The following is a 12816-nucleotide window of genomic DNA, read 5'->3' on the forward strand; positions in this document are numbered from 1 at the left end:
TGAATACGCCGGTCTGGGGCGACCGGCCGAACTAGCGGGGAGAAGGTGTCTATATGCAACAGGGCAGTGAAGCACTGCCCTGTCATGAATGGGGGAAAGCGCGCCGCGCTTCAGAATTTGATGAAATTCCAGACGCGGGTGCCCGTGGTGTCGCCGCTGTTGTTGTCGCGGTTGCGGGCTGCGCGGGCGCCGTCGTTGGACTGCACCTCGTACTCGGGCATGGAGCCGACCTTGGGTTGCACGGTGATGCTCTGGGTCTGACCGCCGACACGGGTTTCATCCACACGGCTGCCAGCGTCTTCCACACGGATATGTTCGATCCGCTGGTTGTGCTTGCCGGTGGGCGCTGAGTTGTCCTGCTGACCCTGGGGCGCAGGAGCGACCACGGCATTGGCCGGAGCAGGAGTGGGGGACTGGGCCAGAACGGATCCGGCAGCCAGGCTCAGGATGATGAAAAGTGGTGCAGCGCGCATGATGCATAGATTGTAGGGCGTCTTCGAATGGTCACACCAGGCGCTGCCTGTCTTTGAGGCTGGGGCCTACAGTGTCGGGCACGCGTGCACAATCCAGGGTATGAGCAATTCCAAGACCCTGGTGCTGGTGGACGGCTCCAGCTACCTCTACCGCGCCTACCATGCCATGCCCGATCTGCGGGCGATTCCAGGCGACCCGGCCAGCCCGGCCACGGGCGCTATCCGCGGCATGGTGAACATGATGCAGGCGCTGAGGAAGGACGTGCAGGCCGATTACGCCGTCTGCGTGTTCGATGCCTCGGGCCCGACCTTCCGCGACGAGATGTACACCGAGTACAAGGCCACGCGCTCGCCCATGCCCGATGATTTGCGCAGCCAGATCGAGCCTATTCACGAGGTGGTTCAACTGCTGGGCTGGAAAGTGGTGGCCGTGCCCGGCGTGGAAGCCGATGACGTGATTGCGACCTTGGCGCAGACTGCGGCGGCCCAGGGCATCAACGTGATCGTCTCCAGCGGCGACAAGGACCTGAGCCAGCTGGTGGACGAGCATGTGACCATCATCGACACCATGAATGGCAAAAAGCGCGACGTGGCGGGAGTGACGGCCGAGTTCGGCGTGCCGCCGGCGCTGATGATCGACTACCAGGCGCTGGTGGGAGACACCGTGGACAACGTGCCAGGCGTGACCAAGGTTGGCCCCAAGACCGCTGCCAAGTGGCTGGAGGAGTTCGGCTCCCTGGACAATCTGATTGCCAACGCGGCCGGCATCAAGGGCGTTGCGGGCCAGAACCTGCGCGATGCGATTGCCAGCGGCCAGCTGGCGCTGAGTCGTCAGCTGGTGACCATGAAGACCGATTGCGATCTGTCCGCCTACATCGGCGGCCTGCCGCAGCTCGACGCCGTCACGCTGGGCGAGCCCGATAGCGCCGCACTCGCGCCGTTCTACGAGAAATACGGCTTCAAGGGCCTGGTGCGCACGCTGGGCGCTGCGGCAGCCGAAGCCAAGCCGGCCAAGCCCGGCAAGGCTGCCAAGGTCGACAGCGCCCAGGGCGGTCTGTTCGATGCCGATGACGCGGCGGCGACGGAGGTGGCCGTGGCTGCCCAGCAGCGCGATGTGCTCTACACCACGATTCTGAGCGAGGCTCAGTTCGATGAATGGCTGGCCAAGATCCAGGCCGCCGAGCTGACCGCGCTGGATACCGAGACCGATTCGCTGGACGAGATGGTGGCCCGCATCGTCGGCATCTCCTTCAGCGTGGCCGTGGGCGAGGCCGCCTATATTCCGCTGCGCCACGAGGGCATGGACGTGCCCGAGCAGTTGAACCTGGACATGGTGCTGGCCAGGCTCAAGCCCTGGCTGGAAGACGCCGGCAAGAAAAAGCTGGGCCAGCATGTCAAATATGACCAGCATGTGTTTGCCAACCACGGCATCACCGTGCGCGGCTATGCGCACGACACCATGCTGCAGTCCTATGTGCTCGAAGCCGACCGCCCGCACAATCTGACCAGTCTGGCGCTGCGCCATGTGAATCGCAGCGGCATCAGCTACGAAGACCTGTGCGGCAAGGGCAAGGGCCAGATTCCGTTTGCCCAGGTGAGCGTGGACAAGGCTGCGGCGTACAGCTGCGAGGACTCCGACCAGACGCTGGACGTGCACCACGCCTTGTGGCCGCGCATCCAGGCCCAAGCCGGGCTGCTGCACATCTACGAGCTGGAAATGCAGACCAGCGAAGCGCTGCTGCGCATCGAGCGCAATGGCGTGAGCATCGACGCGGGCGAGCTGGCGCGCCAGAGCAACGATCTGGGCGCGCGCATCCTCAAGCTCGAAGAGGAGGCTTACGAGATTGCGGGCCAGCCCTTCAATCTGTCCTCGCCCAAGCAACTGGGCGAGATCTTCTTCGACAAGCTGGGCATGCCCGTCGTGAAGAAGACCGCCACCGGCGCGCGCAGCACGGACGAGGAAGTGCTGGAAAAGCTGGCCGAGGACTATCCGCTGCCCGCCAAGCTGCTCGAACACCGCTCGCTGTCCAAGCTCAAGGGAACCTACACCGACAAGCTGGCGCAGATGGCCTTGCCCAGCGACGGCCGCGTGCACACCCACTACGCCCAGGCCGTGGCGGTGACGGGGCGTCTGTCCAGCAACGACCCCAATCTGCAGAACATTCCCGTGCGCACGCCCGAAGGCCGCCGCGTGCGCGAAGCCTTTGTGGCCCCCGAGGGCAAGCTGATTGCCAGCGCCGACTATTCGCAGATCGAGCTGCGCATCATGGCCCATCTGTCCGGCGACGAGGCCCTGCTGAGCGCCTTCAAGAACGGCCTGGACGTGCACCGCGCCACGGCCGCCGAAGTCTTCGGCGTGAGTGTGGACGAGGTCAGCAGCGAGCAGCGCCGCTATGCCAAGGTGATCAACTTCGGCCTGATCTACGGCATGAGCAGCTTCGGCCTGGCCAAGAACCTGGGCATTGAAACCAAGGCAGCGGCGGCCTATATCGACAAATACTTCCAGCGCTACCCCGGCGTGAAGCGCTATATGGACCAGACCGTGGAGCTGGCCCATGCCCAGGGCTATGTGGAGACCGTGTTCGGTCGCCGCCTGGTGCTGCCCGAGATCAACGGCGGCAACGGCCCGCGCAAGAAAGCGGCCGAGCGCGCGGCCATCAACGCTCCCATGCAGGGCACGGCGGCCGATCTGATCAAGAAGGCCATGGTGGCCGTGCAGGCCAGGCTGGATGCCGAAAAGCCCGAGGTGCTGGTCATCATGCAGGTGCATGACGAACTGGTGTTCGAGCTGCCCGAGTCCGCCAGGGACTGGGTGCAGGCCGAGATCCCGGCCATCATGGCCGGCGTGGCGGACCTGTCCGTGCCGCTGCTGGCCGAGATCGGCTTTGGCAGCAGCTGGGAAAAAGCGCATTGAGTCTTTCGCCGCAAGGCGCTCTGGGCTTTTTTCAAGAAAGCGCACCAGGCCTCTTGCCAAAGGGGTCGTGCGCGCTTTCGACTCCAGGATGCGCCCGGATTCTTTCGATGCGTAGCTCCTAAAAAGAGAGCTTATAGCGCATGTCAAATAAGAACTTCAGGTTGTTTTTGACCTGAAGTGCTTTGTGAGCATGCGCTTGCAGCTCCTGAATTGTTCTAGCTTGATCCAGGAAATATCTTGTTCAAAGGCTTTGCAATGACGCCCGCCGTGCGCATGGGGCTGTCGATTTCGGTGGCGACGGGGCTGTACGGCATCTCCTTCGGCGCGCTGTCCGTGGCGGCGGGTCTCAGCCTCTGGCAGACCATGGCGCTGAGCGCGCTGATGTTCACGGGCGGCTCGCAGTTCGCCTTCATCGGCGTGGTGGCGGGCGGCGGCAGCGGCGTGGCGGCCGTGAGTGCGGCCTCGCTGCTGGGCGTGCGCAATGCCATCTACGGCATGCAGATGAGCCGCCTGCTGGGCGTCAAAGGGCTGCCGCGCTGGCTGGCGGCGCACTGGACCATCGACGAATCTGCGGCCACGGCATCTGGGCAGCAGGAGCTGGCCGAGCAGCGGCGCGGCTTCTGGGTCGCCGGGGCAGGTGTGTTTGCGCTGTGGAATCTGTTCACCTTGCTGGGCGCGCTGATGGGCAATGCGCTGGGCGATACGCGTCGCTTTGGGCTGGATGGGGCGGCGGTGGCCGCCTTTCTGGGCTTGCTCTGGCCGCGCCTGAATGCGCGCGAGCCGGTGGCGCTGGCGCTGGCTTGCGGGCTGGTGACGGCGATTGCCATTCCTGTGGTGCCGGCAGGCGTGCCCATTTTGCTGGCCGCTGCAGTGGGCGCGTTCTGGGGCTGGGTCAGGCCATCGGAGGCAAAGCAATGACGCTGTCTTTATGGCAATGGATCTTGCTGGCCTGTGCGCTGGCCTTTGTGACCAAGCTGCTGGGCTACAGCCTGCCCGAGCGCTGGATGCGCAGCCCGCGCATGGCCCAGATCGCGGCCTGTCTGACGGTGGCGCTGCTGGCCTCACTGACGGTGATGAACACCCTGGCCAGCGGCACGCGAATCGATCTCGATGCACGCCTGGGGGCCTTGCTGGTGGCGGCGCTGGCCCTGTGGCTGCGGGCACCATTCTTGCTGGTGGTGATTCTGGGCGCGGCCGCAGCGGCGCTGCTGCGTTGGCTGGTCTGAGAACGTCGACATGCTCCGGGTGCCTGCAACGCACTGGCCTTAGACTGCATGGCCAGCCGGGCTTGCTGCGCGAGCCGGGCTGGCTGGAGATCGTCAACACGTTCTGAAATTCCATCATCCCAAGGAGGATCCATGAAGTACGAAGACATCGCTCAGGATATGCAGGGGCTGCTCGGTGGTCGCGCCGATGCCCAGCCCAGCCGCCGCACAGCCTTGCGTGCGGCCCTGGGGGCCGGCCTGGGCGTGGGTTATGCCTGCGCTGCCGGCCCGGTCATGGCACAGACGGCCATCAAGACCCCGGTCGACGGCCTGACGGCAGGCGAGGTCAGCATCGATGTCAAAGGCTTCAAGCTGCCGGCCTACCGGGCCATGCCTGCGGGCCGGCGGAATCTGCCCGTGGTGCTGGTGATCTCCGAAATCTTCGGCGTGCACGAATACATTGCCGACACCTGCCGCCGCCTGGCTCGTGCCGGCTATCTGGCGATCGCCCCCGATCTGTTTGTGCGCCAGGGCGACCCCATGGCCTATGCCGAGATGGCCAAGCTTATGAGCGAGGTGATTGCCAAGGTGCCCGATGCCCAGGCCATGGGCGACCTGGACGCCGCCGTGCAATGGGCGGGTACCCAGGGCGGCGATGTCAAAAAGCTGGCCATCACCGGCTTTTGCTGGGGCGGGCGCATCACCTGGCTCTATGCCGCGCACGCGCCGCTCAAGGCCGGCGTGGCCTGGTACGGGCGTCTGCAGGGCAACAAGAACGATCTGCAGCCCAGCTATCCACTGGATCTGGTGGGGCAGCTCAAGGCTCCGGTGCTGGGCCTGTACGGCGGCAAGGACACGGGCATTCCGCTGGAGTCGGTCGAAGCCATGAAGGCTGCGCTCAAGACCGGCTCTGCGGCGGCCAGGGCCTCGGAGTTCGTGATCTTCCCCGATGCGCCCCATGCCTTCCATGCCGACTACCGCCCCAGCTACCGCGAGCAGGCCGCGCAGGACGGCTGGGCCCGCATGCTGACCTGGTTCAACCAGCATGGCGTGGCCTGATGCTGCATGCGCCGAAATTTTTGGCCCCGGGGGGCTTGACAGCTTTGCTAAGGTGAAAGAAGTCCCGGCATGCCATGCACGTCATGCGCATCCGGGGCTGACGTTATGGGGATAGTCGCAAGCGGGCCGCGTTGGGCGGCGCATTCTGCGAAAATCCCCAAGATTCGCCTGTAAAAGGTTGCGGTTAAGCCATATAAAGCTATGACATTGGTAGCAATTATTCTGGCCACCCTGGCTGCTGGTATCGGCAGTGTCTGGGTGGCCGCGTTGTTGATGAGTCTGGGAGGGGGACGCACGCCGGGGCTGATGCCCCAGCGTCTGCTGAGCCTGGCTGCGGGAGCCTTGCTCGCCACGGCCTTCATGCATTTGCTGCCCGAGGCGTTCGAGAGCCACGGCAAGTCCCATGATCTTTTCGTGGTGCTGCTGATCGGGCTGGTGTTTTTCTTTCTGCTGTCCAAGGCCGAGCTCTGGCACCACGGCCATGAGCATTCGCATGGAGATGCCCACCAGCCTGTTGCCGTGCACCACGCTCACAGTCATGGCCATGATCACCAGCATGGTCACGAACGCCATGACCATGGCGAGCACACGCATGGTCACAGCCATGTCAAGGGCGGCTGGGCCATCTTGACGGGCGACAGCGTGCATTGCTTTGGCGATGGCGTGCTGATTGCATCGGCTTTCGTGGCCGACATCCGTCTGGGCCTGATCGCCGCCCTGTCGGTGCTGGCGCACGAGGTGCCTCACCACATGGGCGATATCGTGGTGCTGCGCCAGTCCAGCAGCAATCGCCGCGTGGCGCTGATCAAGGTGTCCATGGCGGGAGCCGTGACCACGCTGGGCGGGGTGGCCGGCTATTTCCTGATCGGACAGCTGCACGAGCTGCTGCCGTATTTCCTGGTCGTTGCGTCGAGCAGCTTCATCTATGTGGCCCTGGCCGACCTGATTCCCCAGCTGCAAAAGCGCCTGAGCGCCAAGGAAACCGCAGCCCAGGTCTTCTGGCTGCTGCTGGGCATCGTCATCGTGACGGTGATGAGCGGCGCGGCGCACAACCATGGGCACGAGCACGACCACGATCATGGCGCCGAGGTCGGGCAACCGCATGAGCCCGCATCCCCGGCTGCCGGCGAAGCGGCGCACAAGCATTGATTGCGGCTGCAGTCGATAAAAACCGGCTTTCGGCCGGTTTTTTATCGTTCAGGAAATCTCTCTGAGCTCGGTCTTGACCGCTGCCAGCTGGCGGCGCGAGACCGGCAGCAGCTCGGGCACGCCCTGCAGGCGCAGGCCCCAGCCTTCGCCTTCCTGCGGGTCGTCATATTTTTCAAGGCCGCGCAAGGCCGCACGCAGCACCAGGGCGTTGCGGTGTATGCGCAGCAGATGCTCGCCATGGCGGCTTTCGAGATCGGCCAGCGCTCCGTCGAGGACGTAGTTGCGCTGCACGGTGCGCACGGTGATGTATTTCTGCTCGGCCTTGAGAAAGCGCACCTCGGACAGCGGCAGCCGCAGCGTGCTGCCGCGCTCCTGGATCAGCAGCACGGGACCGTTGTCGACGACGCTGCGCGTGCTCAGTGCGCGCTCGGCCTTTTGCAGCGATTGCTGCAGGCGCTCCAGGCGTACGGGCTTGGTCAGATAGTCCACGGCATCGAGCTCGAAGGCCTGTACCGCATGGCTGGCATGCGCCGTCACGAACACGATGGCGGGCGGGTCGGCCAGCTCCGCCAGTGCCGTTGCCAGCTGCAGCCCGTTGCGGCCCGGCATGTGGATGTCCAGCAGCACCAGCTGTACGGGGGTGGGCCGTGCGGCCTGCAGTATCTGCAGGGCCTGGTCGGCATCGGCGGCTTCCTGGATATGGTGCGGGCCATGTGCGCAGTCGCCGAGCAAAGTGCGTAGTCTGGCGCGGGCCAGAGCTTCGTCATCAACGATCAGAATGTGCATGGCGGGATTGTCCCGGTTTTGACTCGCTCTGCAGCAAAGGCACGCTCAGGCGCACCACATACAGCCCGTCGCGCACCTTGGCGCTGAAGCTGCCTTGCAGATCGTGCAGCAACGACAGCCTGGCCTTGACATTGTCCAGGGCCATGCCATGGCCGGTGCTTTGATGCTCGGCGCTGGCCGGCGGCAAGGTGTTGATGATCTGGATCAGCGCCTCGTTGCCGCGCCTTTCCGTGCGCACCTGCAGCTTGCCGCCGCGTGCATTGGGCTCCACGCCGTGGCGGATGGCGTTCTCCACCAGCGGCTGCAGCAGCAGGGGCGGCAGCAGCGCGCCATGCACGCTTTCGTCGAGCTGCCACTGCATCTGCAGGCGCTCGCCAAAGCGTACCTGCTCTATGGACAGATAGCGCTGGGCCAGCTCTATCTCCTGGGCCAGCGTGGTGGTCAGATGCGGCTCGGCCAGCGCATAGCGAAACAGATCGCTGAGGTCTTCGAGCAAGGCCTCGGCCTTGGCCGGCTCGGCGCGCACCAGCGCAATCGCGCTGTTGAGGGTGTTGAACAGAAAGTGCGGCCTGATGCGTGACTGCAGCTCGGTGAGGCGAGCCTGGGTCTGCGCCGGCGTGTTGCCGCGTGCGCGCAGCACCAGCGCCGTCACCAGCAGCGCGGCCAGCAGGCCTCCCGTGACAGCACTGGCCAGCCAGGGGGCTTTGGGTATGCCGATGAAAAACAGCATGCCGCAGGCATAAAGACCCGCAAGGGCGCCCAGCAGCACGCCGGCCAGATACTGGCCGCGCGTGCCCAGGCGCTGCAACTGGTGCTTGAGGCTGCAGGCCGCTATCAGCCAGACCAGGGTGCCGGGCAGGCAGGCCCCGGTGAGCAGGGCGGTGCTGGAAAACCACTCCCACAGCGACTGCGCACCATAGAGGGCGGCCGTGCCCACCACCACCTGTACAAACAGCACGGCGCGCAGCACCACGCCGGCATTGCAGGCGTCGAACACCAGGACCTTGCGGGCCGGGTTGGGGGCGGCAGCGATGAGCGGAGAAATGGGCACGGGCGGTCTGGTCGGGTCTGGTGCAGGGCGGTGATTTGGATGCAGGAGCCGGGCGGGCCAGCATGCGCAAAGAGCATATCCATCGACATGCCCGATCCGAATTTGCGCAAGTCCCGTGATTATTGGCCCGCAGCTGCGCCGCAACTGCAATTCCTGCGGCATCTGTCGGCTGGATGCATCAGCGTTTGTGCTGACTCAAACCGAGGCCGCAGCCCGGCCTGCGGCCTGAAAGCGTCTGAGCGACCAGACCACGCCCGCGAGAATCAGCAGCATGGGCGCCAGCTCGGCGAGCTGGGGCAGGCGCTGTTCATAGAGGAAGTGGTAGGCCAGGGCGAACAGGGTCTCGAACACCAGCAACTGGCCCACGAAGGTGATGGGCAGGCGCTGGCTGGCGGCATTCCACATCCAGTTGCCCAGCCAGGACGAGAGGATGGCCACGGCCAGATTCAACAGCCAGAACAGCTGCCAGCGCTGGGCCGAAATGTCGGGATTGCCGGCACCGCTGGCCTCTGGTGATATCAGCCACAGCAGCGCCCAGAGCAAGGCGCTGATCAGCCCGACGACCAGACCCCAGAGCGTGGACCATTCCGTGCCGTTGAAGCGGCTTTGCGCCAGATAGCGGGTGTTGTCCAGCGCGTAGCGGCTCCAGCAGAGCATGGCCAGCACGGCCATCAGCACGCCCAGCAGATAGCGCCCCTGGCTGCCTTCGGACCCTGTGGTCAGCGCATGGGCGTTGACGAGCACGATGCCGGCCAGAATCAGCGCCATCGGCGCCAGCATGCGGCGCAGCGGAAGCGCGCCATGGGTGTTGCGGCCCAGCAGCGGCACGGTGACGGGCACCAGGCCCACGATCAGCGAGGTCACGGCCATTCCTATCCATTGCACGGCGGTGGCGACCAGGGCAAAGTACACCACATTGCCCGTCAGGGCCAGCCAGACCAGGTGCCGGATATCGGCCGCTTGCAGCCTGGGCAGCAGCCTGGTGGCCCGAGGCAGGAAAACGCACAAGGCCACCACGCCATAGAGCACGAAGCGGCCGAAGGTGATCTGCAGCGGCGAGAACTCCGGCAGCATGGCCGGCACGAGAAAAATCGCGCCCCAGAGCGCACAGGCGGCCAGGGCAAAACCGAGGCCGGAAATCAGGGAAGAGCGGGAATTCATGCCGGGCGGCGCGTCAGCCGGGCGGGCCGCGGCCTGTGAGGAAGGTGAGCGAAGAGGCCGAGATTGTCCGCGCAAGCCAGAAACCGGGTGGCTGCTGCCGGATTTTCCTGATTTGCATGGAAAGGCCGTTCAGGCCTTTCCCATAAAGCGTGGAAAGCTATTTATTAATGAGCGATTGGTGCGTGAGTGCCGCTTTGTCGCAGTGACCGGCAATGGCTCTGGGGCGCTCTGGCACCGGTGTCGGGTCAGGCCGATAAAATCCCTGTTTCTGCTTTGCACAGCCGTCACGCCAAACTTCTGCATTGGGCGGCCTGTGGTTTTACGGGATTGTTGCCCTCACATGTCTACATCTGCTCCTTCGCACAACCAGCTCGATTCCAAGGCCGAAGCCTGGTCTGCCCTGTTCTCCGAACCCATGAGCGACCTGGTCAAGCGCTACACCTCCAGCGTGTTCTTTGACAAGCGCATGTGGCAGGCCGACATCCAGGGCTCTTTGGCGCATGCCGAAATGCTGTCGGCCCAGAAGATCATTGCGGCCGAAGATTTCGCCTCCATCCAGAAGGGCATGGCGCAGATCACGGCCGAGATCGAGGCCGGCACTTTCGAGTGGAAGCTGGACCTGGAAGACGTGCACCTGAACATCGAGGCGCGCCTGACCCAGCTGGTCGGCGATGCCGGCAAGCGTCTGCACACCGGCCGCAGCCGCAACGACCAGGTGGCTACCGACGTGCGCCTGTGGCTGCGCAGCGAGATCGACATGATCGAAGGCCTGCTCAAGGAGCTGCAACGCTCGCTGGTCGACGTGGCTGCCAAGAACGTGGACGTGATCCTGCCCGGCTTCACCCATCTGCAAGTGGCCCAGCCCGTGAGCTTCGGCCACCACATGCTGGCCTATGTGGAAATGTTCAAGCGCGATGCCGAGCGCATGCTGGACGTGCGCAAGCGCGTCAATGTGCTGCCCCTGGGCTCTGCCGCTCTGGCCGGCACCACCTACCCGCTGGACCGCGAGCGCGTGGCCAAGACCCTGGGCATGGAAGGCGTGAGCCAGAACTCGCTGGACGGCGTGTCCGACCGTGACTTCGCCATCGAGTTCACCGCTGCGGCCTCGCTGTGCATGGTGCACGTGAGCCGTCTGTCGGAAGAGCTGATCATCTGGATGAGCCAGAACTTCGGCTTCATCAAGATCGCCGACCGCTTCACCACCGGCTCGTCCATCATGCCCCAGAAGAAGAACCCCGACGTGCCCGAGCTGGCACGCGGCAAGACCGGCCGCGTGGTCGGTCATCTGATGGGCCTGATCACGCTGATGAAGGGCCAGCCCCTGGCCTACAACAAGGACAACCAGGAAGACAAGGAGCCGCTGTTCGACACCGTCGATACGCTCAAGGACACGCTGCGCATCTTCGCCGAGATGATCGGCGGCCAGCTCAACCCCGCCAGCGGCGTCAAGGAAGGCGGCATCACCGTGAATGCCGAGAACATGCGCGCGGCTGCCCTGAAGGGCTATGCCACGGCCACCGACCTGGCCGACTATCTGGTCAAGAAGGGTCTGCCTTTCCGTGACGCCCACGAAACCGTGGCTCACGCCGTGAAGCTGGCCACCATGAAGGGCGTGGACCTGACCGAGCTGCCGCTGGCCGAGCTGCAGGCCTTCAACCCCAACATCGAGGCCGATGTGTTCGAGGCCCTGAGCCTGGAAGGTTCGCTCAATGCCCGCAACACGCTGGGCGGTACGGCTCCGGCGCAGGTGCGTGCGCAGCTGGCCAAGCACCACGCTCGTCTGGTCTGATGGACTCAAGCACTGTGGCGTAACGTTCACGCCTTGAAAGCGCCCTTTGCCGGGCGCTTTTGTTTTGGTTAGTCTGGAAAAAGCATAAGGAGAAAACACATGACGCAAACTCGTCGTCAATGGCTCAAAGCCGGAGTGGGAGCGGCTGCCGCGTCTGCCCTGGGCTCGGTGGCCTGGGCCTCGTCGGGCCAGCCCATCCGCATTCTGGTGGGCTTTCCGCCCGGCGGCGGCTCGGATGCGATTGCGCGCCTGCTGGCCGACAAGCTCAAGGACGAGCTGGGCGGCGTGACGGTGCTGGTGGAGAACCGCCCCGGCGCTGGCGGCCAGATTGCGGCGCAACTGCTCAAGGCCTCGCCTGCGGACGGCCATACGCTGTTTCTCACGCATGACCACACCATCTCCATCCTGCCCAAGGTCGTGAAAAAGCCGGGCTTCGATCCGCAGCAGGACTTCATTCCCGTGGCCGGGGTCGCCACTTTTGTGAATGCACTGGCTGTCTCCAGCAACACGCCGGTGAGGAATCTGGCCGAGTACGCGGCCTGGGCCAGGGGCAGTGCCAAGAACGGCACCATCGGCATTCCGGCTCCGGCATCGACGCCCGAATTTCTGGTCAAGATCCTGGCCGAGCACTACAAGCTCGATCTGGTGGCCGCACCGTATCGCGGCAGCGCTCCCTTGCTGGCCGATATGCTGGGCAATCAGATTCCTGCCGGCATCGCCTCGGTGCCCGACTTCATGGAGAACCAGAAGGCCGGCAAGCTGCGCGTGATCGGCGTGCTGGGCGCCAAGCGTCAGGCTTCCATGCCCGAAGTGCCGACCTTGCTGGAGCAGGGCATCAAGGGCTTCGAGGACATGCCTTACTACGGCATTTTTGCGCCCAAGGGCGTGCCCCAGGCCTTTGTCGAGCGCTTTTCTGCAGCCGTTGGCAATGTGCTCAAGCAGCGTGACGTTTACGCGCAGCTGACGGCACTGGGGCTTACAGTTGGATACATGAATCCCCGCCAATTGGGGGAGCGTGAGGCCGCCTATTCCAGGGTTTGGGCCGGTATCATTCAGCGCAGCGGTTTCCAGCCGCAGTAGTTTCGCGCGTGCGGCACCTGCTCAAGGCCCTGCTTCACTTGTGAGGCGGGGCTTTTTGCATTCTGCCGTCCTGCACTGCTGCGTCGCTGATTCCAGACTTCAGACTCAAACAGCCAGGGCCGGCAGCAGCCTGCCCGAAAAGAAAGTGA

At 64.5% G+C, this 12816-nt stretch carries 11 protein-coding genes; 7 read left to right on the forward strand and 4 right to left on the reverse strand.

Going from position 1 to position 12816, the window contains the following annotated elements; all coding sequences use genetic code 11:
• Positions 1-110: 110 nt before the first annotated feature.
• Positions 111-473 (reverse strand): hypothetical protein, encoded by a 363-nt coding sequence (locus tag AC1RTQ_RS06885; RefSeq protein ID WP_492874812.1) that lies wholly within the window; start codon positions 471-473, stop codon positions 111-113.
• 100 nt (positions 474-573) lie between these two features.
• Between AC1RTQ_RS06885 and polA the strand changes: the two genes are divergently transcribed.
• From polA to AC1RTQ_RS06910, 5 genes are all read left to right on the forward strand, one after another.
• The gene (polA, locus tag AC1RTQ_RS06890) at positions 574-3387 is read left to right on the forward strand and encodes a DNA polymerase I (protein ID WP_492874813.1); all 2814 of its coding nucleotides are present in this window, start codon (positions 574-576) and stop codon (positions 3385-3387) included.
• A 237-nt stretch (positions 3388-3624) separates the two neighbouring features.
• Positions 3625-4305, forward strand: a complete 681-nt coding sequence (locus AC1RTQ_RS06895; protein WP_492874814.1) for an AzlC family ABC transporter permease — start codon at positions 3625-3627, stop codon at positions 4303-4305.
• Positions 4302-4613, forward strand: a complete 312-nt coding sequence (locus tag AC1RTQ_RS06900) for an AzlD domain-containing protein (RefSeq protein ID WP_302092047.1) — start codon at positions 4302-4304, stop codon at positions 4611-4613. Before AC1RTQ_RS06895 ends, AC1RTQ_RS06900 begins: the two co-directional genes overlap by 4 nt.
• Before the next feature lie 132 nt (positions 4614-4745).
• Positions 4746-5651, forward strand: a complete 906-nt coding sequence (locus tag AC1RTQ_RS06905; RefSeq protein WP_492874815.1) for a dienelactone hydrolase family protein — start codon at positions 4746-4748, stop codon at positions 5649-5651.
• A gap of 201 nt (positions 5652-5852) precedes the next feature.
• Positions 5853-6800, forward strand: coding sequence for a ZIP family metal transporter (locus tag AC1RTQ_RS06910; protein WP_492874816.1), 948 nt, complete (start codon positions 5853-5855; stop codon positions 6798-6800).
• 48 nt (positions 6801-6848) lie between these two features.
• On the opposite strand, the gene AC1RTQ_RS06915 is transcribed toward AC1RTQ_RS06910, so the two are convergent.
• From AC1RTQ_RS06915 to AC1RTQ_RS06925, 3 genes are all read right to left on the reverse strand, one after another.
• Positions 6849-7586 carry a LytR/AlgR family response regulator transcription factor gene (locus AC1RTQ_RS06915; RefSeq protein WP_492874817.1) on the reverse strand — a complete coding sequence of 246 codons (738 nt, stop codon included), beginning with the start codon at positions 7584-7586 and terminating at the stop codon, positions 6849-6851.
• Complete coding sequence (locus AC1RTQ_RS06920; protein ID WP_302092043.1) at positions 7567-8637, reverse strand: sensor histidine kinase; 1071 nt, start codon at positions 8635-8637, stop codon at positions 7567-7569. Before AC1RTQ_RS06920 ends, AC1RTQ_RS06915 begins: the two co-directional genes overlap by 20 nt.
• A 195-nt stretch (positions 8638-8832) precedes the next feature.
• Positions 8833-9798, reverse strand: coding sequence for a DMT family transporter (locus AC1RTQ_RS06925; RefSeq protein ID WP_302092042.1), 966 nt, complete (start codon positions 9796-9798; stop codon positions 8833-8835).
• 340 nt (positions 9799-10138) lie between these two features.
• On the opposite strand from AC1RTQ_RS06925, the gene argH reads away from it, so the two are divergent.
• Positions 10139-11587, forward strand: coding sequence for an argininosuccinate lyase (gene argH / locus AC1RTQ_RS06930; RefSeq protein WP_302092041.1), 1449 nt, complete (start codon positions 10139-10141; stop codon positions 11585-11587).
• A 99-nt stretch (positions 11588-11686) separates the two neighbouring features.
• Complete coding sequence (locus AC1RTQ_RS06935; protein ID WP_302092040.1) at positions 11687-12667, forward strand: Bug family tripartite tricarboxylate transporter substrate binding protein; 981 nt, start codon at positions 11687-11689, stop codon at positions 12665-12667.
• Positions 12668-12816 lie beyond the last annotated feature (149 nt).

The sequence above is a fragment of the Comamonas sp. GW821-FHT11H03 genome, assembly GCF_058807955.1.

Bases quoted from the DNA above. Each gene is read 5' to 3' on its own strand.
- argH (WP_302092041.1), top strand. From the start codon at position 10,139: ATGTCTACATCTGCTCCTTCGCACAACCAGCTCGATTCCAAGGCCGAA.
- AC1RTQ_RS06935 (WP_302092040.1), top strand. From the start codon at position 11,687: ATGACGCAAACTCGTCGTCAATGGCTCAAAGCCGGAGTGGGAGCGGCT.
- AC1RTQ_RS06900 (WP_302092047.1), top strand. From the start codon at position 4,302: ATGACGCTGTCTTTATGGCAATGGATCTTGCTGGCCTGTGCGCTGGCC.
- AC1RTQ_RS06910 (WP_492874816.1), top strand. From the start codon at position 5,853: ATGACATTGGTAGCAATTATTCTGGCCACCCTGGCTGCTGGTATCGGC.
- AC1RTQ_RS06905 (WP_492874815.1), top strand. From the start codon at position 4,746: ATGAAGTACGAAGACATCGCTCAGGATATGCAGGGGCTGCTCGGTGGT.
- AC1RTQ_RS06915 (WP_492874817.1), bottom strand. From the start codon at position 7,586: ATGCACATTCTGATCGTTGATGACGAAGCTCTGGCCCGCGCCAGACTA.
- AC1RTQ_RS06885 (WP_492874812.1), bottom strand. From the start codon at position 473: ATGCGCGCTGCACCACTTTTCATCATCCTGAGCCTGGCTGCCGGATCC.
- polA (WP_492874813.1), top strand. From the start codon at position 574: ATGAGCAATTCCAAGACCCTGGTGCTGGTGGACGGCTCCAGCTACCTC.
- AC1RTQ_RS06925 (WP_302092042.1), bottom strand. From the start codon at position 9,798: ATGAATTCCCGCTCTTCCCTGATTTCCGGCCTCGGTTTTGCCCTGGCC.